The sequence below is a fragment of the Citrobacter amalonaticus genome, from assembly GCF_018323885.1.
Lineage (GTDB): Bacteria > Pseudomonadota > Gammaproteobacteria > Enterobacterales > Enterobacteriaceae > Citrobacter_A > Citrobacter_A amalonaticus.
In genome coordinates this window covers 1,114,191-1,136,481 of sequence record NZ_AP024585.1, presented here as the reverse complement: position 1 = coordinate 1,136,481, position 22,291 = coordinate 1,114,191, and the positions used below count along the sequence as shown (strand labels likewise).

The 22,291-nt window shown below is 52.3% G+C and carries 17 protein-coding genes, 1 tRNA gene and 2 pseudogenes; 6 read left to right on the top strand and 14 right to left on the bottom strand.

Translation table 11 applies throughout. From position 1 onward, the window contains the following. Window positions 1-124 precede the first annotated feature (124 nt). Window positions 125-439 carry a PTS sugar transporter subunit IIB gene (locus KI228_RS05425; protein ID WP_043002012.1) on the top strand — a complete coding sequence of 105 codons (315 nt, stop codon included), beginning with the start codon at window positions 125-127 and terminating at the stop codon, window positions 437-439. Between the two features lie 95 nt (window positions 440-534). Here KI228_RS05425 and KI228_RS05420 read toward each other — a convergent pair whose 3' ends face one another. From KI228_RS05420 to proB, 6 genes and pseudogenes are all read right to left on the bottom strand, one after another. Then, window positions 535-1,431 (bottom strand): PHP domain-containing protein, encoded by an 897-nt coding sequence (locus tag KI228_RS05420; RefSeq protein ID WP_224267569.1) that lies wholly within the window; start codon window positions 1,429-1,431, stop codon window positions 535-537. A gap of 364 nt (window positions 1,432-1,795) precedes the next feature. Further along, window positions 1,796-5,908, bottom strand: coding sequence for a S6 family peptidase (locus KI228_RS05415; protein WP_061070495.1), 4,113 nt, complete (start codon window positions 5,906-5,908; stop codon window positions 1,796-1,798). A 418-nt stretch (window positions 5,909-6,326) separates the two neighbouring features. Further along, a pseudogene (locus tag KI228_RS05410) lies at window positions 6,327-6,678 on the bottom strand (IS3 family transposase); the annotation flags it as partial. 199 nt (window positions 6,679-6,877) lie between these two features. After that, a tRNA-Thr gene (locus KI228_RS05405) sits at window positions 6,878-6,953 on the bottom strand. Between the two features lie 114 nt (window positions 6,954-7,067). Next, window positions 7,068-8,321 (bottom strand): glutamate-5-semialdehyde dehydrogenase, encoded by a 1,254-nt coding sequence (gene proA, locus KI228_RS05400; RefSeq protein ID WP_061070496.1) that lies wholly within the window; start codon window positions 8,319-8,321, stop codon window positions 7,068-7,070. An 11-nt stretch (window positions 8,322-8,332) separates the two neighbouring features. Next, window positions 8,333-9,436: a glutamate 5-kinase gene (proB, locus tag KI228_RS05395; protein WP_042324793.1), complete on the bottom strand. Its 1,104-nt coding sequence runs from the start codon at window positions 9,434-9,436 to the stop codon at window positions 8,333-8,335. Window positions 9,437-9,723: 287 nt separating this feature from the next. Here proB and phoE point away from each other — a divergent pair, with 287 nt between their 5' ends. Next, the gene (gene phoE / locus KI228_RS05390) at window positions 9,724-10,776 is read left to right on the top strand and encodes a phosphoporin PhoE (RefSeq protein WP_042997818.1); all 1,053 of its coding nucleotides are present in this window, start codon (window positions 9,724-9,726) and stop codon (window positions 10,774-10,776) included. Between the two features lie 79 nt (window positions 10,777-10,855). Here the strand turns inward: phoE and crl are convergent, their stop codons facing one another. The 3 genes from crl to gpt all read right to left on the bottom strand — a co-directional run bounded on the left by crl (window position 10,856) and on the right by gpt (window position 13,117). After that, a complete protein-coding gene (gene crl, locus KI228_RS05385; protein WP_042997819.1) occupies window positions 10,856-11,257 on the bottom strand; it encodes a sigma factor-binding protein Crl in 402 nt (133 codons plus the stop codon). A gap of 57 nt (window positions 11,258-11,314) precedes the next feature. Further along, complete coding sequence (gene frsA / locus KI228_RS05380) at window positions 11,315-12,559, bottom strand: esterase FrsA (RefSeq protein ID WP_044258817.1); 1,245 nt, start codon at window positions 12,557-12,559, stop codon at window positions 11,315-11,317. 99 nt (window positions 12,560-12,658) lie between these two features. Continuing rightward, entirely contained in the window at window positions 12,659-13,117 is a 459-nt protein-coding gene (gene gpt / locus KI228_RS05375; RefSeq protein WP_042997821.1) for a xanthine phosphoribosyltransferase, read from the bottom strand. Window positions 13,118-13,411: 294 nt separating this feature from the next. Here gpt and pepD point away from each other — a divergent pair, with 294 nt between their 5' ends. Continuing rightward, window positions 13,412-14,869, top strand: coding sequence for a cytosol nonspecific dipeptidase (pepD, locus tag KI228_RS05370; RefSeq protein WP_042997822.1), 1,458 nt, complete (start codon window positions 13,412-13,414; stop codon window positions 14,867-14,869). Between the two features lie 67 nt (window positions 14,870-14,936). Here pepD and dinB read toward each other — a convergent pair whose 3' ends face one another. Together dinB and lafU are read right to left on the bottom strand one after the other, a co-directional pair. Then, window positions 14,937-15,992 (bottom strand): DNA polymerase IV, encoded by a 1,056-nt coding sequence (gene dinB / locus KI228_RS05365; protein ID WP_044265098.1) that lies wholly within the window; start codon window positions 15,990-15,992, stop codon window positions 14,937-14,939. Window positions 15,993-16,088: 96 nt separating this feature from the next. Beyond that, entirely contained in the window at window positions 16,089-16,949 is an 861-nt protein-coding gene (lafU, locus tag KI228_RS05360) for a putative lateral flagellar export/assembly protein LafU (protein ID WP_172961318.1), read from the bottom strand. Here lafU and KI228_RS05355 point away from each other — a divergent pair. Next, window positions 16,915-18,633 (top strand): annotated as a pseudogene (locus KI228_RS05355) (flagellar biosynthesis protein FlhA); the annotation flags it as partial. The gene lafU and the pseudogene KI228_RS05355 overlap by 35 nt on opposite strands. A gap of 105 nt (window positions 18,634-18,738) precedes the next feature. Continuing rightward, window positions 18,739-18,978, top strand: a complete 240-nt coding sequence (locus KI228_RS05350) for a hypothetical protein (RefSeq protein WP_042997826.1) — start codon at window positions 18,739-18,741, stop codon at window positions 18,976-18,978. Here KI228_RS05350 and KI228_RS05345 read toward each other — a convergent pair. Continuing rightward, a complete protein-coding gene (locus KI228_RS05345) occupies window positions 18,975-19,724 on the bottom strand; it encodes a C40 family peptidase (protein WP_071888436.1) in 750 nt (249 codons plus the stop codon). The two genes, KI228_RS05350 and KI228_RS05345, sit on opposite strands and share 4 nt — an antisense overlap. Before the next feature lie 348 nt (window positions 19,725-20,072). On the opposite strand from KI228_RS05345, the gene dpaA reads away from it, so the two are divergent. After that, complete coding sequence (dpaA, locus tag KI228_RS05340) at window positions 20,073-20,813, top strand: peptidoglycan meso-diaminopimelic acid protein amidase (protein ID WP_042997828.1); 741 nt, start codon at window positions 20,073-20,075, stop codon at window positions 20,811-20,813. On the opposite strand, the gene KI228_RS05335 is transcribed toward dpaA, so the two are convergent. Beyond that, on the bottom strand, window positions 20,784-21,551 hold the full coding sequence (locus tag KI228_RS05335) for a class II glutamine amidotransferase (protein WP_044258806.1): 768 nt from the start codon (window positions 21,549-21,551) through the stop codon (window positions 20,784-20,786). The two genes, dpaA and KI228_RS05335, sit on opposite strands and share 30 nt — an antisense overlap. 45 nt (window positions 21,552-21,596) lie before the next feature. Continuing rightward, complete coding sequence (lpcA, locus tag KI228_RS05330; protein ID WP_028017728.1) at window positions 21,597-22,175, bottom strand: D-sedoheptulose 7-phosphate isomerase; 579 nt, start codon at window positions 22,173-22,175, stop codon at window positions 21,597-21,599. Window positions 22,176-22,291: the final 116 nt, after the last annotated feature.

Genomic DNA, 22,291 nt, shown 5'->3' with positions numbered 1-22,291 from the left:
CAGGAGGCACCAGAGGTCTGCGCTACCGACGCTGGAATATATTTGTTATGCAAATAAGATGTGGCGCTCATTTTTTGAACACAGCCAGCCCTATTCTGTGAACCGTTTTCAGGAGGTCAAAAACATGAAAAAGCTTCTGATAGGTTGTTTGTTCGGGAATACGGCAAATTCTCTTGCCAAAAAGATGCAGGTACTGGCTGAAAGCCGCGGCTATCCTCTCATGATAAGCGCGGTGGGGCTGGATAATTTCGAAAGCGTGGCGCCCGCTTTCGACGGTTTTCTCATAGCGCCGCATATTCAGTACAAGCTCAATGAAATTTATGACATTGTCGGAAATGCACGCCCTGTCGCCATTATTGAAAGCCTGCCCTACGCGTCGCTGGATGCGGAGAAAGTGTTAAACTTTGTGAAGGAGAAAATGCCTGAGCTGGCAGCCTGACGCCGCAACGTATTTGCCGCTTCCGCTCATGAATAAGAATAACAGGGGCAATCTCAAAAAATTAAACCCGGTGCGTTACGCCGGGTTTGTCTATGTTAATAAAGCGTCACCCTTTCAAGAATTTCCAGCGTCTTCGGCAGTGCGGCCGCCCAGGGCTGGCTGCTGCCCATCTTGATGTTGGGCTTGTTTTTACCGTGGAAATCGCTGCCGCTGGTCGCCAACAACGCTTTATCCAGCGTGAACTGATAAAGTTCGCGACGAAGTGCTTCATCATGATAGCTGGAAAAAACCTCCACGCCCTGTACGCCGAGCGGCAACATTTGCTCAATCACCGACAACGGCTTTTCCTTTACGTTGGCACCGATATGCGCAATCACCGGAATACCGCCGTTATCAATAATCATCGACGCCATCTCTGCCATGGGCGGCAGTTCAACCTTCACATGACAGGGTTTGTCGCGGCCAAAAAAATCCCAGAAGAAGTTAATCAACGGCATGTCGCTGCGAGAGTTCCCTGCCCGGTACGGCAGCAACAGTTCATGATTCGCATTGCGCGCATCCTCTAAAATTAACTCCGCCATCTGCTCTTCCTGCGGAACGCGATCGCCCGCCAGGGCATACAGGCGATCGACGTCAAGCTGGAACCCGAGCGCCCGAAGTTTCGCCAGTTTCAGCGGGGTCGCGACGCTTTCCAGATGGTGGAAATTCTGCTCGACGACGTCAAAATCCCGACAATCACGACGAAAACCGTAGCCCAGCAGATGATAGTTATTACCCGCAAACGAGCAGTCAATTTCAATGCCCGTCATCACTCTCACAGCGTTTTCATTGCCATAGTGAATAGCTTCCTCAACGGACCGCGCCGAGTTGTGATCGGTTATCGCCAGCACCGCCAGGTTCGCCGCTTTCGCCATTGTCAACAGATCGCTGACAGGGAAATCCGCATCGTCGCTGTATACCGAATGCATGTGCAAATCGATACGCTTCATCATCTTCTCCTTAAGCTGATATTCAGGTACTGCAGGCACTATATGACCAGGCAGGGGATTAATACAGCGCCGCGCGCGCGAAAATTCTGAGTTTGAAAATCAGTAGAAATATCGGTGCGGGTTAATCCGTTTCTCATAAGGAGAACCCGAGGGGAGCATTACGTTTGTCCCCTCATTGTGAAAACGATTAATTTTCCGAATAAAGGAAATAATCAAAATCGGCATAAATGCGCTCGCCGGTGAAATCCAGGCAACAAAAAATGAAAAATCAACAAAGGGATATCTCTATGATCGATAATCTGGAGACCTCATCGAAGACTTCCGACTTTAGTGGAGAGTGTCTCATGACACTCTCCACTAATATCTGTCAGAACATATAACGGAAATTCGCGTTTATTGCGTTGTCCACGTTGTATTTACCAAAGGCGGATTTCTCAAACTCCAGCCCGAAGCGCATGTTGTCCTTTATCTGCGCATTCATGCCGACATTGAACAACATCCGGCTGTCCTTCTCCCCTTTAATCCGTTTCTCTCCGGACGCATCACGAAGTACGGTCTCGCCGTTATTCAGCAGGTCGAACTGCCAGCTGGTGCCGGCCCGGGCCGTCACGCTCCAGTCCTTACTGCTGAAGGTTTTGCCCAGCTCCACACCTGTCCGGCCGACCAGTGGACTGAAGTCCTTGTTCTTCATGCTCAGGTCCATATTTCCCTCTTTCCAGCGGAACGTTTTGCCGGACACCGCGCCATAAACCAGTTCGGCCTGCGGCTCAATAAAGGTGTCCTCCGTCAGGTGATAACGGTAACCTGTTTCGGCACCGGCATACCAGGAGTGCGTACCGTAATGCTTCGTCCCCAGACCGGCAAAGTTGCCCGTGTAATCATTGTCATGGTGAATATATTTACCAATCAAATCGATATAGGCACCGGAATTAAACAGCGCTGAAGCATACAGACCGCCGCCCACGGATTTTGTCTTCCCGCTGAACGCATCACTGTCTGCGCTGCTGTCGGTATAGGTCATCGTGACACCAGTGAACAGGTCCACACCGTCCAGCGTATGTTTTTTGTCAAAACCGACCTGAACGTGGGTGTAGTTATCACTGTACCCGCCGTCTGCTGAACCAGCGCCGTTCATGATACGGGCCCAGGCTCCGGCGTCGCCTTTCGTGTCACGCAGTTCACCCATACGTTTGTTCAGGTTGTTCACTTCCGTCATGAAGTTTTTGTAGCCGGCATTCATGAAACTGTCCGCCTTCGCCGCAGCGGCTTTATCAGCCTCTGCTCTGAAACCATCCAGAATCCACTTCGTACTGCCGCCGGTGGTGTCGACATGCAGCGTCGGTGTCACCCGGCTGAACCCCGTGACCCGGGTACCGGCCTTAAAGACATCCCCTGCCGTGCCGGCCGGCGCACTGACCAGCGGGATGTTCAGGGACTGCCCCGGAGTCGGGTTCTTCATAAAGCTGACGTTGAGGGTGTTGTCTGAACCGCCGGCTTTCCCCGTCACGCTGATTTTATCGGCGTTTTTCAGGTCAGTACGCAGGACAAAGTCACTGCCCGTGGCATCAAGCGTGTTTACCGTCAGGGTGCGGAAGGCGCCCTTTTCTTCAGACTGTACCCGGCTGTTACGGGCCGTCAGGTTGTTGACGGTGGAATCTCCGGTCAGCTGCCAGAGCCCATTGTTCATGCTGACGTTTCCCTTACCGCCGGTGATGGCACCGTAGTATGCCGCGTTATATCCACCAAACATTCCTTCAGCCAGTGCGGACGAAACGGAGGAAGACAGCGTCCCGGGCGCATCCGTTCCAATACGGACAGCGGACGGGCTGGTTGCATGAATGTCCCCGGAAACATGTGCCCAGTTGCGGATGTCCAGAGTGGCATTGTTGCCGGTCAAATCGTATCCTTCTGTCATAGACAACATCGGCGTGAACTGACCGTCTGAGCCGGTAACCGGCGTTCCGCTCAGGGAAAGTGTACCGTTCTTCCCAATCTGAACCCGGCCGTCACTGTAGAGCCCTTTCTGTGCTTTCAGATGACCGCCGTCACGAACGGAGAGAGCAGAGTTCACGAAGACACCGCTGTTCTGCAGCACGGCCTCAGATGAGGTGACGTTTACCTGACTGTCATGAGCCTCAATCCCGCCGGTGAAGCGGTTGTTAATGTCCAGCGTGGAGCCTTTCTGCAGCGTGATATTGCCCTGATACTGGCTCCTGTCATTCACGGTATCCGGGGTGGAAACGCCTTCAACCGCGCTGACATAATTTCCCGTCCCGTCATTTTTATCTACAAAAACCTTGTCACTTCCCAGTGCTATATGGCTGTTGTCCGACTGAATGTCACCGTTCAGGACAGCATTACGTGAAAGATGGAAGTCAGCATTCTTCAGTGACAGCGTTTTCAGTGTGAACTGACGGTTCTCCCAGTCTTTCTGGGTCAGGGAGACAGGGGCACTGCCGTTGACTGAAGCATGGATAACCGGATGCCCCTGGAATACCAGGGTGCCACCGTCCTGGCTCAGGCTACCTTCCGGCAGGTTTACACTGCCATCAAATATAGCTGTTCTTCCTCCCGGTAACGGAGGGATAGTGACATCCATATTCCCGGTCAACTGGCCATGATAGATAACAGGCTGTTTTGCACGTTCGGCCAGGACCTGGTCTTTTATAGTCTGAATGGCTTTGTTTTTATCAGTACCGACAAATTCCCATTGTTTCGGGTCATTCAGGCTGTTCCCCCACAGGGTATTACCATAGGTGGCGGATTTAAGAATATAGTAGGATGTCTGTCCATTCAGATTACGGCTGTATAAGCTTCCGGGTGTACCTTTTCCGCCAAACGGATTAACAGTACCAATCGGGACGCTGACTTCTTCATTATTTGCTGTAGACAAATTCAGTGACAGGTGGGATTTATTCGCGGCCTTGTTTGCAATGACCGCACCATAATCAGACACCCGCAGACGAGTGAAAGTGATATCGTTACCGTTCAGGTCAAGCACCCCTCCCCGATAACCCCAGGAGATATTATCCGGGTTAACCTGTCGTGAATCCGCAAGCACAACGGTCGGACGTCCACTGGCAAGATTGACTGAGCTGAAAGCCTGGACATTTCCTGCGGCATCAGGCTTTTGAGCCAGAATGACAGTCCCGTCCCCGGTTTTAAGCCCGCCGGGATTAACCCCGATACCGCTTACGGTCAGCGTCCCTTCACCAAGTTTATGCAGGTTGTCACCGGCAACGCCGTTGACCTTCCAGGTCACATTGGTCCCCTTGTCTGTAATAATACCTGCACCTGTCCATGTTTTTCCGGCGTCAGCGGACACTGTGTAACTGTCTTTAAATTCCAGATAGCCGGCCCCCTGCGTTACGCTGTCTTTCAGGAGAATTGTGCCGTTCTGTCCACTGAACACCAGATTTTTGCCCGAATTGAGGTCTTTTCCTTTCTGACCGTGCATATCCCAGGTTGTTGTCCCCTGAGACAATGTGCCAGTACCGGTATTCTGGTCAAAATGCCAGGCAAGAGGTTCTTTACCAGAGACAGCAGCGACAGGGGTATCGAAATCCTCTTCCATAACCTTATTCAGATAATCGGTCGGAATAACGTTCCACCAACTTGTTGCTCCAGTAAGGCCAGCATAGGATCTTAAAACACCAACCATGACCCATTTTTTTTGCAATGAGTCGTAAGCAAAAAGCGGTGAACCACTGTCTCCGGGAACGCCATAACTTGGTATGATCCCATTAACCGGATTGAAAGTCTGGCCGGGGTTGGTAACAATGGTTCCGTTTGAAATGAGGGGAGTACCAATTGTTCCCCCTGTTTTAAAAGCATATCCGCCTGCAATCCTGGTTAATTTTCCATCCCTGTCTTTTGTATATTGCGCTCCACTCCCCACACGATAAAACTCCGTATAACGTTCAGTATTTTTATAGGCATTAACTTTGGTACCTTCAGCTGTAACGCTGACAGGGGCAACTTCAGTGACCAGTTTATTCAGGCGTGGTGCATGGAAATCAGTAGAGGGGTGATCATTACGATCGACTATCGTATAAGTATTTTTCCCATCACCGAAACTGACACTTTGATAACCACTGTTATGTTTCACACTGGCCAGATACTGCGGCGAAATCAGTGTGGCCACCCCACTGGTACTTACGCTACTGAAATCCGCCATTGGTGCTTTATCCAGACGACCTACAAGCTGACCATTTTTATCATAGACGGGGATATCAGTAGCACCGGGAACAAAGAGTCCTTTATTCTCTGCAAAGTCGCGAAATAACTGATAAGAAATATCGTCTCGAACAATACCAGCCTGTGACATCATCGGAAAAGATAAACAAGTCACAGAGACGCTAATAAGTGATATTTGCTTTAATTTCCGGCTTGTTCGTTTAACCACCCGGCTGGCCAGCTCAGATACAGCAATGAGCCCTTGCGTAACAGGGCAATATTTAAGTGAATATATTTTGTTCACAGCAAACTCTCCACGACCCTCATAGATAACATCAACAATTAAACTAATTTATATTCAGCTAATAAAAAAGGATATGTTAAACATGACAAAAGAAAATAAAGTGTAATTATTTTAAATTAACACCTTCGCCAATCAATAAAGTCCCGACACTTCACTTTTTGAAAACATCATTTTCCTGATCTGGTGTTAACTTTTATATCATAAAATTATGCATATTCATGTCGATTTATCAAAAAATTCATTTAATTATCATTTTGTGATATTTTACTGCCACCCCAAAAAATCATAAACATCAAATATTAGCATCAATAGAATTACACCAATCAACAAATCAGTTTTTCCTTATTGACCTTGCGGAAGAGGCTGCTTATATCGAAATTATTTTGATGCGTGAATCGCCACGGATAATCCAGACACTTCAGAGCCGTTGATAATATTGATTTTCACTTTCTGCCGGTGGCATCCGATCGCCAGAACCATATCGACGTTTATTGTTATAAATATTTCGATGTAATCAAAAATATCACTGCGGCTTCTTCACGCGTTCCGTAGAACTATTTCTTTATCCGTTCACGCTTCAATAGCGGGAAAAACTTTCTGCAACGGCGTTGTCGTGGCATTTACCACGACGACTCATACTACAACCCTTTAGTCCGTGTGATTTCGGAAACGACTGTCACTCATAGCTTGTGTATGACGACCTTGATCAGAATGAACCAGCACCTGTTTTGAGGATTACGTCGCCAGACGGCCATCAGAGGCGTATTTATCTCTGGATATAGCAACCCTGTCGCGTATGAAGCTTGATCGGGGGCATCCTCCTGGACCGAACACAGAATGCCCCCACTGATGCCCCCGGCTGTGACTAGATTCCGGTTGAGTCCCGTTGATAACAAGAGATAAGATCGGGCTATAAACCGCAGTAGATGGGCTTTAATTGATTTCTGTCGGCCTGGAAAGCGTTTGAAATGGTGCCGATAATAGGAGTCGAACCTACGACCTTCGCATTACGAATGCGCTGCTCTACCAACTGAGCTATATCGGCCCTGAAGAGGACGTGACCACGAGTGTGAACACGGGGTAGAAGGTTAAAACTAACCGGGCGATGCGTCAATAGCCTTGCGAATCAAGTGGCTGATTTTGCATCACCCGGCGTTATTTAGGCACGAATCGTATCGTCACCAAAGCCGATCCACTTATAGGTAGTCAGCGCTTCCAGCCCCATAGGACCACGGGCATGTAATTTTTGCGTACTGACGGCAACTTCCGCACCGAGACCAAACTGTCCGCCATCGGTAAAACGGGTCGAAGCGTTGACGTATACCGCGGACGAATCCACTTCGTTCACAAAACGGTTCGCGTTGTGCATGGTGCGCGTCAGGATGGCGTCGGAATGCTGAGTGCCGTGCTCGCGAATATGCGCGATGGCGTCATCCAGGTCCGCGACGATTTTGACGTTCAAATCCAGCGACAGGAACTCGTCGTCAAATTCTTCCGCTTTGACTGCCACCACGTTTGCCGGGCCTGATCTCAACAGGGCAAGCGACCGTTCATCCGCATGCAGCGTTACACCGTTCTCCGCCATCTGCTGACTCAGCGCAGGCAGAAAACGCGCCGCGATGTCCTGGTGCACTAACAGCGTCTCTACTGTGTTACAAGTACTCGGACGTTGCGTTTTCGCATTGACGATAATCTTCAGCGCCGGGGCAATCTCTGCGCTGTCGTCGACAACGATATGACACACCCCAATCCCACCGGTGATCACCGGAATGGTCGACTGCTCGCGGCACAGCTTATGCAGACCCGCGCCGCCACGCGGAATCAGCATGTCGATATATTTGTCCATGCGCAGCATCTCATTCACCAGCGCACGGTCGGGGCTTTCAATGGCCTGTACCGCCGCTTCCGGTAGCCCGCAGGAGATTAACGCCTGCTGGATCACCCGCACGGTGGCGGCATTGGTGCGATATGTCTCTTTACCGCCGCGCAGAATCGCCGCATTGCCCGTTTTCAGGCACAGGGAGGCGACATCGACGGTGACGTTCGGGCGGGCTTCATAAATCACGCCAATCACGCCCAGCGGCACACGGCGACGCTCCAGACGCAGCCCGCTGTCCAATAGCCCTCCGTCAATCACCTGCCCAACCGGATCCGCCAGATTGCAGACCTGACGGACGTCATCAGCAATCGCTTTCAGGCGCGCCGGCGTCAGCGCCAGGCGATCAAGCATCGCCTCGCTCAGACCGTTCGTACGCGCTTCGGCCACGTCCTGCGCGTTGGCGTTCAGGATAGTTTCCGTTTGCGCTTCAAGCGCATCAGCTATTTGTTCCAGCACGCGATTTTTTTCGCGGCTGGAGAGTTGCGCCAGTTTGTACGACGCGGCTTTGGCAGCAATGCCCATTTGTTCCAGCATTTATCTGCTCCTTAACGGGTAATCATATCATCGCGATGAACGGCGACCGGGCCATATTCGTAACCCAGAATCGCGTCAATCTGCTGAGAGTGGTGTCCGGCAATGCGGCGCAGCGCGTCGCTGTTGTAGCGGCTCACGCCGTGGGCAATATCACGCCCCTCCAGATTACAGATGCGGATCACTTCACCACGTGAGAAGTTGCCTGTCACGCTTTTAATGCCTTTCGGTAGCAATGAACTGCCGCGTTCCAGAATCGCCGCCGTCGCGCCTTCATCTACGGTGATTTCACCAGCAGGCGGCGCGCCAAAGATCCAGCGCTTGCGGTTCTCCAGCGGAGAGGCCTGTGCATGGAAGCGGGTACCGACAGAGATGCCTTCCATCACATCACCAATCACGCCCGGCTTGCTGCCAGCGGCGATAATCGTGTCAATCCCGGCGCGGCAGGCGACGTCAGCGGCCTGCAACTTAGTGCCCATGCCGCCCGTTCCCAGCCCCGATACGCTGTCGCCGGCGATTGCGCGCAACGCGTCATCAATCCCGTAGACATCTTTAATCAGTTCGGCCTGCGGGTCGGTACGTGGATCGGCGGTGAACAACCCCTGTTGATCGGTCAGCAGCAGCAGTTTGTCTGCCCCGGCGAGGATCGCCGCCAGCGCGGAGAGATTGTCATTGTCGCCCACTTTAATTTCCGCTGTGGCAACTGCATCGTTCTCATTGATCACCGGAACGATATTGTTATCCAGCAGGGCACGCAGAGTGTCGCGCGCATTCAAAAAGCGTTCCCGGTCTTCCATGTCCGCCCGCGTCAGCAGCATCTGCCCGACGTGAATGCCGTAAATCGAAAACAGCTGTTCCCACAGTTGGATCAGTCGGCTCTGCCCGACCGCCGCCAGCAGTTGCTTGGTGGCAATGGTCGCCGGCAGTTCCGGATATCCGAGATGTTCACGCCCGGCGGCGATAGCGCCCGACGTGACGATAACAATACGGTGTCCTGCGGCATGCAACTGCGCGCACTGACGAACAAGTTCTACGATGTGGGCACGGTTCAGGCGGCGCGATCCGCCCGTTAGCACACTGGTGCCGAGTTTTACCACCAGCGTCTGGCTGTCACTCATGATTCTCTGCCGTTCAAAATAGGGAAAATGATAGTAAACGAACGTTTTAGCAGGACTGGCCCCGGTTGCCAACAAGCAGCGCACAAAGCATGTAATTTTGTTGTGCTGGATCAGCAAGCGTAGCGGCAATTTTTGACGTTTTTATTACTGAAACAGAAAAACATCCTTTTTTAAAATTATTCTTACGTTGTCATAAAACCTTCACTCCAGAACGTTAAAACCCTCCTGTCTTTCAACGGGGATCACACCCAGTAAATAATAGCGCGTACGTTAAATCAGGACTGAAAATGAAAAAGAGCACTCTGGCATTAGTGGTGATGGGTATTGTGGCATCGGCATCCGTGCAGGCAGCGGAAGTGTTTAATAAAGACGGTAATAAACTGGATGTGTATGGCAAAGTCAAAGCGATGCACTATTTCAGCGACAATGACAGCAAAGACGGCGACCAGACCTATGTTCGCTTTGGTTTTAAAGGCGAAACGCAAATTAACGATCAACTGACCGGTTACGGCCGTTGGGAAGCGGAATTTGCGGGCAACAAAACCGAAAGCGAATCTGGTCAGAAAACGCGTCTGGCGTTTGCCGGGGTCAAGCTAAAAGATATCGGCTCTTTCGATTATGGTCGTAACCTGGGCGCACTGTATGACGTTGCCGCCTGGACCGATATGTTCCCGGAATTTGGTGGTGACGGCCTGGCGCAGACCGATAACTTTATGACCAAACGCGCCAGCGGTCTGGCGACATACCGGAACACCGACTTCTTCGGCGTGATCGACGGTCTGAACATGACCCTGCAATATCAGGGCAAAAACGAAGACCGTGACGTGAAGAAACAAAACGGTGACGGGTTCGGGACATCATTGAGCTACGACTTCGGCGGCAGCGATTTCGCGATCATTGGCGCCTATGCCAACTCTGACCGTACCAATGAGCAAAACCAGCAGGCGCGCGGTCATGGCCAGAATGCTGAAGGCTGGGCGACCGGTCTGAAATACGATGGCAACGACATCTATCTGGCGACCATCTATTCTGAAACCCGCAACATGGCGCCGATCTCCGGTGGTTTTGCCAACAAAGCGCAAAACTTCGAAGCCGTCGCACAATATCAGTTTGATTTCGGCCTGCGTCCGTCCATCGGTTACGTTCAGTCGAAAGGCAAAGATATTGAAGGTATTGGTGATGAAGATATCGTGAAATATATCGACGTCGGCGCGACCTATTATTTCAACAAGAATATGTCGGCGTTTGTTGATTATAAAATCAACCAGATTGATGACAACAACAAACTGGGCGTCAACAGCGATGACATCGTGGCGCTGGGTATGACCTATCAGTTCTGATGCCAGAATGGTCCGGATGAGTTGACTTATCCGGCTAAAAACAGAGAGGCCGGATGATTCATCCGGCCTCTTTTTTGGATTACGCCGTTAGCTTCACCGGCTCATCACGGAAATCGTCTGCAGGCTCCAGTGACAAATGCAGCGTGTTTAACAGCTCACGCAACTTCTCGTGAAACTCGCGCAGGGTATATTCCAGTCGCTCAACGACTTCTTTATCTTTGATCGCCACAGTCTTCCAGTCGCCCGCTTTGTCGAACAGACCAAATTTGTAGCTGTAGGTAAAACGCTTTTCGTGCGCTTCCAGTTCCATCCACCAGCCCCAGAATTCGCGCAGTTCAGGCGCGGGCTTCACGTTGACGCAAACAGCCAGACAATCGAAAAAGAATCGATTATCTTCGCACTTTCCTTCGCGGATATAAGGGCCAAGCGCGGTGAATTTCTTGATCAATCTGCTCTTCGGGTGTCCACTCGGTAACGTCATTGCGATCTCCTGTTGTGAAGCAACTGTTTTACCAAAACAGTAGAATTTAGCAAATTATTAACACAATCTCTTTTCAATCCAGCGGGTGATTTCCTGTAACGCGTTGTCAAAATTGCGATACACCGGATTGAAGGGAATCTCCAGCAGCTTACCGTCAGAAGATGAAGACGTGATTAAACGCGACTCCTCTTCCGGACTGAACGGATCGTTCTTCCAGAAGCCCGACAGCATTGGCGTCGGGCAGCGTCTGCCAAGCAGTCCCTGCACCTTCAGCGAATAGCGATTAAGCTCCACGCGCAACGCTTCATCGGACGCATCGTGCATCCCCAGTCGACTTGCCAGAACGTCAAGATACATTTCCGGTACCGCTCCCTGACGTAACGGATCGCTCAGCAACGCATGGACAACCGGACCGAGGCAGGCCACCGCTTTCAGACGCGGTGATTCAAGATAGGCCAGACGCACCGCCACGTTGGCACCAAAACGGAATCCGAACGCCGCCACCCGGGTATGATCCACCCACGGCACATTCGGCAGCGCTTTCAGCACATGCTGGTGCAACAGACTGGAGTCCTGAGAGAGCTTCCATTTTGACGAGAAACCGACGGAAGGCATGTCCAGCGTCAGCATGGCGATGCCGCGCGGCGCAAAATAACGCTCATACAGGGTGTAGTAATCGGTTTGCATTGAATCCAGACCGCCGCACATCAGCACCGTCGGAAACGGGCCGTCGCCTTTCGGCATATGCAAGAACCCGGTGACGGGCGAGCCGCCAGGCACGCTAAATTCCATCTCACGCAGCGTACCGGGCAGTCGCTGCGCGGCTTCTTCATAGGCACGGTTAGATAAGGCCTGCGCCTGTTCCGCCAGATCGTCCCCTTTCAGGTGCGGATAGGCAGCGATGTTGTACAGCGTCGAAGCGTGTAGCCAGTAGCGACCACTGCGCTCAGGGTCCGTTTCCTGGCAGGCTTTCTGCTGCCAGTCCATCGCCTGTTTTGCCCATTCATAAATCCAGTTGCCGCCACGGTAACCGATCACCGTATCGTAAAGATCGGCATCGGTGCGCTCGGCGTCACTCATCACGATGCGCGCCTGAACATCCAGAATTTCTCGCGGATCCACCCCGCGCCAGATCCACATCAGGCGGTTAATCATGCGATACCAGTGGGGAATATTCTTGCCATCCAGCGCCGATTGCACAGGCGGCTGCATCCCGGCATTAAAACGGCGGACCAGGGTCGACGTTTCGGGGTGTTTGAAACGGGGTTTGAACAGGATTTCGCTTAGATTAGCCTGTGACATGCGTACAGCCTCCTGAAGTACTCACTGAGGCTTATTGTAACCCGACACCGGCTAAATAGAACAACGCCCGGCTGTGCCAGGCGTTGAAAAAGTCAGAGATTAGCGGCCAGAAATCGGCGGAACGAAGGTCACGCCCATGTCCCACGGCTGCTCAATCCAGGTATCCTGCGGGATATCAATCACGTAATCATCGACTAACGGACGACCCGCCGGTTTCGCGAAGATAGTGACAAAGTGCGCTTTTGGGTACATTTCACGGATAGCCACGGCGGTACCACCGGTATCCACCAGATCGTCGATGACGATAAAGCCTTCACCATCGCCTTCAGCGCGTTTCAGAACTTTCAGTTCACGCTGGTTGTCGTGATCGTAGCTGGAAATGCATACGGTATCGACATGACGAATGCCCAGTTCACGTGCCAGCAATGCGCCCGGCACCAGACCACCACGACTAACGGCAATGATGCCTTTCCACTGTTCTGAAGGCATCAGGCGGTTTGCCAGTTTGCGTGCATGGATCTGCAGCATGTCCCAGGTGACGACGTATTTTTCGCTCATGTGAAGTGTCCCAGCCTGTTTATCTACGGCTTAAAAAGTGTTCGAGGGGGAAATAGGTTGCGCGAGATTATAGAGATCTGAGCCACCAAAAACCAGTGTTTCGCGGAATCGGGCCCTCTTTTTACGTGCTTTATACTCGCAGCGGGCGCAGAAAGTGGTATTCTCAAGCGCATCTCGCAAGCCAGACTTGTGGTAATAATTAACCTGCTAACCCTGTGACCTGCAAGCCTGTTTGCAGCGCATCTATAGCCTGAATACCACCTAAAGTATGACGGGTATACAAGGAGAATTATCGTGTCTGAACTATCTCAACTCTCCCCGCAACCGCTGTGGGATATTTTTGCAAAAATCTGTTCAATTCCTCACCCGTCCTATCATGAAGAGCAGCTCGCTGAGCACATCATCGGCTGGGCAAACGAGAAAGGTTTCCACGTCGAGCGCGACCAGGTAGGGAATATCCTGATTCGCAAACCGGCCAGTGCGGGAATGGAAAACCGTAAACCGGTGGTTCTGCAGGCGCACCTGGACATGGTGCCGCAGAAAAACAACGACACTGTGCACGATTTCACCAAAGATCCGATCCAGCCTTATATTGATGGCGAATGGGTGAAAGCGCGTGGTACCACACTGGGCGCCGATAACGGCATCGGGATGGCTTCCGCATTAGCGGTTCTGGCTGACGACAGCGTCGTTCACGGACCGCTGGAAGTGCTGCTGACCATGACCGAAGAAGCGGGGATGGACGGTGCATTTGGTCTGCAGGCCAACTGGCTGCAGGCGGATATTCTGATCAACACCGACTCGGAAGAAGAAGGTGAGATCTACATGGGTTGCGCAGGAGGGATCGACTTCACCTCTAACCTGCCGCTGACCCGCGAAGCCGTTCCGGCAGGTTTCCAGACCTTTAAGCTGACGCTGAAAGGGCTGAAAGGCGGTCACTCCGGTGGCGAAATCCACGTTGGTCTTGGCAACGCGAACAAACTGCTGGTTCGTTTCCTGGCCGGTCATGCTGAAGAGTTGGATCTGCGTCTGGTCGATTTCAACGGCGGTACGCTGCGTAACGCAATTCCACGTGAAGCCTTTGCGACCGTTGCCGTTGCGGCAGACAACGTAGAGGCTCTGAAAGCGCGGGTTAACGCTTATCAGGACATTCTGAAAAACGAACTGGCTGAAAAAGAGAAAAACCTGGTGGTTCTGCTGGAGAGCGCCGCGAGCGATAAAGCCGCACTGACCGCACAATCTCGCGATGGCTTTATCCGTCTGCTGAACGCCACGCCGAACGGTGTGATCCGCAATTCCGACGTCGCAAAAGGCGTGGTTGAAACCTCACTGAACGTGGGCGTCGTCACCATGACCGACGACAACGTCGAAATCCATTGCCTGATCCGTTCGCTGATCGACACCGGTAAAGACTATGTCGTTAGCATGCTGGATTCGCTGGGGAAACTGGCAGGCGCGAAAACCGAAGCGAAAGGGAGCTACCCTGGCTGGCAGCCGGATGCGAACTCACCGGTGATGCATCTGGTGCGCGAAACCTATCAGCGTCTGTTCAACAAGACGCCGAACATCCAGATTATCCACGCGGGTCTGGAGTGCGGTCTGTTTAAGAAACCGTACCCGGATATGGATATGGTCTCTATCGGGCCAACCATTACCGGTCCACACTCACCGGATGAGCAGGTGCATATCGAAAGCGTCAGTCATTACTGGACGCTTCTGACCGAACTGCTGAAAGCGATTCCGACGAAGTAAGTTACGGCTGTCGTGCTATAAAAATGCCGGATGGCGGCGCGTTGCGCCTTATCCGGCATTTTGCTCTTTATAACCCCAGCAATAACTGCCGTTCCAGTTGCGGATCGAGTAGCGTTACGTGCAGCCCCACCAGCCTTACCCCCCGCCCTGCCCGCCGCTCATCCCAGGTTTTATGCGCAGTAGAAATCAGGTCTTCTTTATTCAGCTTCGGCCAGACGTGTTCCTGGGTGGTTTGCTGAAAGTCATTGAACTTGAGCTTTACCCCCTGGCGAGCAATGCATAAATCGGGTTTGACTTTCGCCAGTCGCCGTTCGAGTTCCGGATATAACTGCTCAATGATCGCCTCACAGTCAGACCACTGATGAATATCTTCCGCCATGGTGCGTTCCACGCCGACCGATTTGCGTAAGCGTTCATTATTGACATCCCGTTCGTCGATTCCCTGGCTACGCTCCCACAATACCCGCCCAAACTTACCGAAGCGCTTAAGTAATGTCGCCAAATCGCACTGCTGGACATCACCGCAGGTGCGTAGCCCCATGCTTTCCAGTTTTGCCGCAGACACTTTACCGACGCCGGGAATTTTCCCCAGCGGCAACGTACTGAGGAACGCCGGCACATCATCCGGCGTAATGACATACTGTCCGTTGGGTTTATTCAGATCGGAGGCAATTTTGGCCAGAAACTTCACCGGCGCCACGCCCGCCGAGGCGGTAAGTTGCAGCTCGTTGAAAATCGTCTGGCGTATTTCCTGAGCGATAAGCGTGGCTGACCCATGACAGTGTGTACTGTCCGTGACGTCCAGATACGCCTCGTCCAGTGACAGCGGCTCAATTAATGAGGTATAGCGGGCGAAAATGGACTGGATTTGGCGGGAGGCTTCTTTGTAGGCCTCATAACGGCCCGGTAATAACGTGAGGTGCGGACACAGTTTCAGCGCCATACCGGTCGGCATCGCGCTGCGCACGCCAAATTTACGGGCGGGATAGTTGGCGGTGCTGATAACGCCTCTGCGCTCACGGCTGCCGCCAATGGCAATAGGGATGTCGCGCAACGCCGGGTTGTCCCGCATCTCAACCGCGGCGAAAAAACAGTCCATATCAACATGTATGATTTTACGCATCACCCACCTCCCGAAACACTGTTTAAGTATACAGTGAAATCAATAAATGGGAAGCGATCGCTCACCCGAACAACGCGACGAATTCCAGCGTCGTGACTACTGTGGTATCGGGTTGCGATGTAATGCAGCGAGGTGCTGTTTTTTATCCAGTTTCTCCACCAACGGTTGAACCACTTTTTCACCATGCTGACCAAAATATTGATACAAAGTATCGGCTGCGCTCTGGGTCAGAATCATTATTTCGATGCGTCGGTTTCCTGCGCTTTCCGGATTATTGGTATCCAGCAGCATCTGGTCAGCCATCGCACTAACCTGCATCACTTTATCCTCCGGCATCCCCGCTTCTTCCAGTACGCGACGTGCGGATAACGCTCTGTCCCCTGACAGGTTCCAGTTGTTATAAATATTATTTTTATAACCCATGGCATCCGTATGCCCGGTAATAATGATCTTATTGTCCAGCGAGTCAAAAACCGGCGCCAGCTCAACCAGAAGCGATTTAAAGAACGGCATGATCCGTGCACTGCCACGCTCAAACATACTGCGGTTTTGGTCGTCTTTAATCAGCACACGTAACCCCTGGGGCACTATCTCCATTTCCAGGTTAGTTTCCATGTGCGCATTTCGCGCAACAGTATTAATACTGGTGGCCAATTCACCTAATTCTGAGGCGGATTTTCTTTTCAGCAGCGCCGTTTTCTCATTCACATCACGCGCTTTTCTTTCGGTTGCCTCACTCACTTTTATCCGTTCTTTTGCTGAGTTCGTTTCCTCGGTGGTGGACTTATTACGCGGGGTGCTACTCCTGCTTGCCATCGCGGTAATCGGCTTTTGACCAATTTTATTCAGCGCCGTTAAGCCCCCGCCATTAAAGATCGACTGGCCATGCAACGCCGCCACAATGTTTTCTCGATCGGATTTACTGACGCTGTTCACAATCAACTTCATCGTCGTCACCAAAGGCGCTGAACGTATCTCCGAAGTGTCCGCCCGCTTTACCCTTGATGCGATGCCAGGCAAACAGATGGCGATCGACGCCGACCTGAATGCCGGGCTTATCAACCAGCAGCAGGCGCAGACGCGACGTAAGGACGTCGCCGGCGAAGCCGATTTCTATGGCGCGATGGACGGGGCCTCGAAGTTCGTGCGCGGCGACGCCATCGCCGGGATGATGATTCTGGCGATCAACCTGATCGGCGGCGTGTGCATCGGGATTTTTAAATACAATCTCAGTGCCGAAGCGGCATTCCAGCAGTACGTGCTGATGACCATCGGTGACGGTCTGGTGGCGCAGATCCCTTCTCTTCTGCTCTCTACCGCCGCCGCGATCATCGTGACCCGCGTCAGTGACAATGGCGATATCGCCACCGATGTTCGCGCACAGTTACTGGCCAACCCGTCGGTGCTGTATACCGCCACCAGCATTATGTTTGTACTGGCAGTGGTGCCGGGAATGCCACATTTCCCGTTCCTCGCGTTCAGCGGTCTGCTGGGCTTTACCGCCTGGCGGATGAGTAAACGCCCGAAAGCCGCTGAGGCTGAAGAGAAAAACCTCGAAACGCTGACGAAAACAATCGTCGAAACGACCGAGCAGCAGATTACCTGGGAAACCATCCCGCTGATTGAGCCAATCAGCCTGAGCCTGGGGTATAAGCTGGTCTCACTGGTGGATAAATCAAAAGGCAATCCGCTGACCCAGCGTATCCGTGGCGTGCGCCAGGTGATCTCCGATACCAACGGCGTGCTGCTGCCGGAAATTCGCATTCGTGAAAATTTCAGGTTAAAGCCCAGCCAGTACGCGATCTATATCAACGGGATTAAGGCCGATGAAGCCGATATTCCCTCTGACCGCCTGATGGCGCTGCCTTCCAGCGAAACTTACGGCGAGATAGATGGCATTCTGGGTAATGACCCGGCGTACGGGATGCCGGTGACCTGGATCCAGGCAGCGCAGAAGGCGAAAGCGTTGAATATGGGGTATCAGGTGATCGACAGCGCCAGCGTGATTGCCACGCACGTGAATAAGGTGGTGCGCAACTATATTCCCGATCTGTTTAATTATGATGACATTACGCAGCTGCATAACCGTCTCTCGTCAATGGCACCGCGCCTGGCGGAAGATCTCAGCGCCGCGCTCAACTACAGCCAGTTGCTGAAAGTGTATCGGGCGCTGCTGACTGAAGGCGTATCACTGCGCGACATTGTGACTATCGCCACCGTGCTGGTTGCCAGCAGTAGCGTAACGAAAGATCCCATTCTGCTGGTCGCTGATATCCGCCTTGCGCTGCGTCGCAGCATTACGCACCCGTTTGTCCGCAAGCAGGAACTGGCGGTCTATACGCTGAATAACGAACTGGAAAACCTGCTTTCTAACGTGGTGAATCAGGCGCAGCAGAGCGGTAAGGTGATGCTCGATAGCGTGCCGGTGGATCCGAACATGCTCAATCAGTTCCAGAGCAATATGCCGCAAATTAAGGAGCAGATGAAAGCCGCAGGCAAAGAGCCGGTGCTGCTGGTCGCGCCGTCGCTACGTCCGCTGCTGGCGCGCTATGCCCGACTCTTCGCGCCGGGTCTGAACGTTCTGTCTTATAACGAAGTGGCAGATGAACTGGAGCTGAAAATTATGGGGGCACTGAGTTAAATAATTACCCGGCTGTTTAAGTCGGCGTTTTTTCTGCCGCTTTATAAAGATGACGCGACAAGGAGGTTGCATTTCAAATGCCTGCTCAAGTTAAAGGATTGATGAGTGACCATTCAACAGAATATCCCATCCCCTTCAGAAAACGACGCTCAGCATGATGACGCCAGATTGTACTGGCGCACATACCGGGAGTTTGTGCGCCAGCAAGAGTTGCAACAACATAATGAAACGCAATCAACAGATGACGCGATGCCCGCGCACGTCGCGCTCATCGAACCCGTCGATCTGTTGCTGGCAGGCACGATGATGCTTGTCTTCATCATCCTGTTGCTGCTTGCCTGTTAGATGATGGTATTTTCCTTGAGGATCCGGCGTGCGCCGAGGAAGTGATCCTGCCAGAACGGATCGGTCAATTGGCTCACCCGGATGGTTTCGCCCGTACGCGGGGACTGGATAAACTGTCCATCCCCCAGATAAACACCCATATGGTCGGCGATATCCTGACTGTGTATATGGAAGAACAGCAGATCGCCACGGCGCAGGTCACGGTTAGCGACAATGGTTGCCCGACGGTAATGATACATTTCATTTGCCGTGCGCGGTAATTTGGCCGCCAGGATTTTATTGTAGGCGTAGAAAACCAGCCCACTACAGTCGAATCCGCGATCCGGATTGACGCCTCCCCATACGTACGGTTTCCCCAGTTGCGCCTCAAGGCGATGAATCGCCACTTCCGTGATGTTCTGCAAATGGTCGCTAGTGAGGAACGCCTTATTTTCTGCCAGTTCCTGCCAGCGATGGTTGTCCGCGCGCAGCGGCCCCGGGAACCATTCTGGATGCTGTTCAAGCAACTCACGGTTGTGCTGGCGCAACGCTCTCTTGCTCTGCGGGGTTCCGGAAACAATGTAATGCGCCTGCCTTCTGCGCTTCGCCTGATATTTACTGAGCAGACGTTCACGGTTATGCATCCGCAACGTCGCGGCATAGCTAAACGTCTGATGTGAAGAGACGGCTGCAGATAACGGTGAATAAAGGAGACATAACGAGAGTAGCCCCGGCAGAATGGCGCGCGGAGCACCGGATAAAAACATAAAAAAACATAACCTAAATAAACAGTGAGGCGACAGTTTAACCAGGCGAGGAACTGACCAGGCTTAATAATCAATAATTAAAAAATTAATGGTTTATTATCAGTGAATTGTATCCGCCATGCCCCTGGCAACGAGCCTGACATCCGTTCTGCGGAAATGGACAAAATCGGGCCGGTTCTGACAGCCAGTGTCGCTAACGTTCTGTATAAATTGTAAACGCACCACGAGGGGCTTGCGAAAAACTGTCGTGGTGTTAATGTGAGCGTTCCAAATCCAGATTAGTCCGATTTGGGGATCTTATTTTTGCCGTTCTGGCGTGTGCAATCGTTTTATCAAGGAACAAGCAGTATGCGTAAAATCGCATTATTTATTGCGATGCTTTTGATCCCGTGCGTGTCATTCGCCGGCTTGCTGAGTAGCAATAGCTCCACAACCCCCATCAGCAAAGAGTATAAGCAGCAATTGATGGGATCGCCGGTCTATATTCAGATCTTCAAGGAAGAGCGCACGCTCGATCTCTACGTCAAGATGGGCGAACAGTATCAACTTCTCGACAGCTACAAAATTTGTAATTACTCCGGCGGATTAGGTCCAAAACAACGCCAGGGCGATTTTAAAAGTCCTGAAGGTTTTTATAACGTCCAGCGTAGCCAGCTCAAACCTGACAGCCGCTTTTATAAAGCCATTAATATAGGCTTCCCCAATGCCTATGACCGTGCTCATGGTTATGAAGGCAAATATCTGATGATTCACGGTGCCTGCGTCTCGGTTGGCTGTTACGCCATGACCGACAGCGGCATTGATGAGATTTTCCAGTTTGTCACCGGTGCGTTGGTCTTTGGTCAGTCGAGTGTGCAGGTCAGTATTTATCCCTTCCGCATGACCGATGCCAATATGCAGCGTCACAAGTATTCGTATTACAAAGAGTTCTGGTCGCAGTTAAAACCGGGATACGATTATTTCGAGCAGACCCGCAAGCCACCGACCGTGTCGGTTGTCGATGGCCGCTATGTCGTCAGCAAACCGTTGAGTCATGAAGTGGTTCAGCCGCAGCTGGCGTCAAACTACACGCTCCCCGAGACAAAATAACGCCCACTCGCCTGGCATAATCTTTTGCCAGGTTTCGTTGCCTGTCAGTGGTTGCGTGGCAATGACGGTGACCACATCGTTCGGTGTGGTCTCTTTCTGAAAATCTATCTCCACATCCTGATCGAGCAACGTGGCGACGCCAAACGGTGCACGGCGCGTGATCCAGAACAGATTCGTCGAGCAGAATGCCATCACATAGCGCCCGTCAGACAACAGCATGTTAAAGACCCCTTTCTCACGCAGTACGCCCGCCAGCGTTGCGATATACCTGAACACTGCCGTCATGTTGCCAGGCGTGCGCGGATAGCGCTGAGTGAGTTTGTGCAGCAACCAGCAGAATGCCTTTTCGCTGTCGGTTTCACCCACCGGGCGAAAATTGCCGGTTTCCAGCGTTTTATAGCCCGAAAGCTGACCATTGTGCGCGTAGGTCCAGTGGCGGCCCCACAGTTCACGCGTGAAGGGATGGGTATTCTCCAGCGCCACTTCGCCCCGATTCGCCTGGCGAATATGGGCAATCACGGAACAGGATTTGATCGGGTAGTCCTGTACCAGTCTGGCGATGGGGGAGTTAAAGCTGGGTTGCGGATCTTTGAACGTCCGGCAGCCTTTGCCTTCATAGAAGGTGATGCCCCAGCCGTCTTTGTGCGGTCCGGTTCCCCCTCCACGCTGAACCAGCCCGGTAAAACTAAAGCAGATATCGGTAGGCACATTGGCGCTCATCCCGAGCAGTTCGCACATACATCACCTCCACAACTGCGGGGGCGCAAAACCCCCGGCGAAGACTTACTTAACCATCTCTTTTTCGATCAACTGAATCAGGATATGAATCACTTTAATATGAATTTCCTGAATACGGTCAGCATAGCCGAAATGCGGAACGCGGATTTCGATATCGGCAGTACCGGCCATTTTGCCGCCGTCTTTACCGGTCAGGGTGATGACCTTCATTCCCTTCTCGCGTGCCGCGGCGATGGCTTTGATCACGTTACCCGAATTGCCGGAGGTTGAGATGCCTAACAGCACATCGCCTTCGCGCCCTACCGCTTCCACATAACGGGAAAAGACGTAGTCGTAACCGAAATCATTGCTGACGCAGGAGATGTGGCTAACGTCGGAAATCGCAATGGCCGGATAGCCCGGACGGTTTTCGCGATAACGCCCGGTCAGTTCTTCGGCAAAGTGCATGGCGTCACAATGAGAGCCGCCGTTACCGCAGGACAGTACCTTACCTCCTGCTTTAAAACTGTCTGCCAGCAGGACCGCCGCGCGCTGAATGGCGTGAATATTGGCATCATCTTTTAAAAAATTCGCCAGCGTTTCCGCCGCTTCGTTCAGTTCGTTACGAATAAGATCCTGGTACATGAGGATATCCTTCAGCATGAATGTAAATGACAGGATGCAGTGTACCGGATAGCACTGGCAGCGAGAAGCATAAGCCACATCAATGGCGACGGCTTTTGATTTTTCGTGCCGCAGAA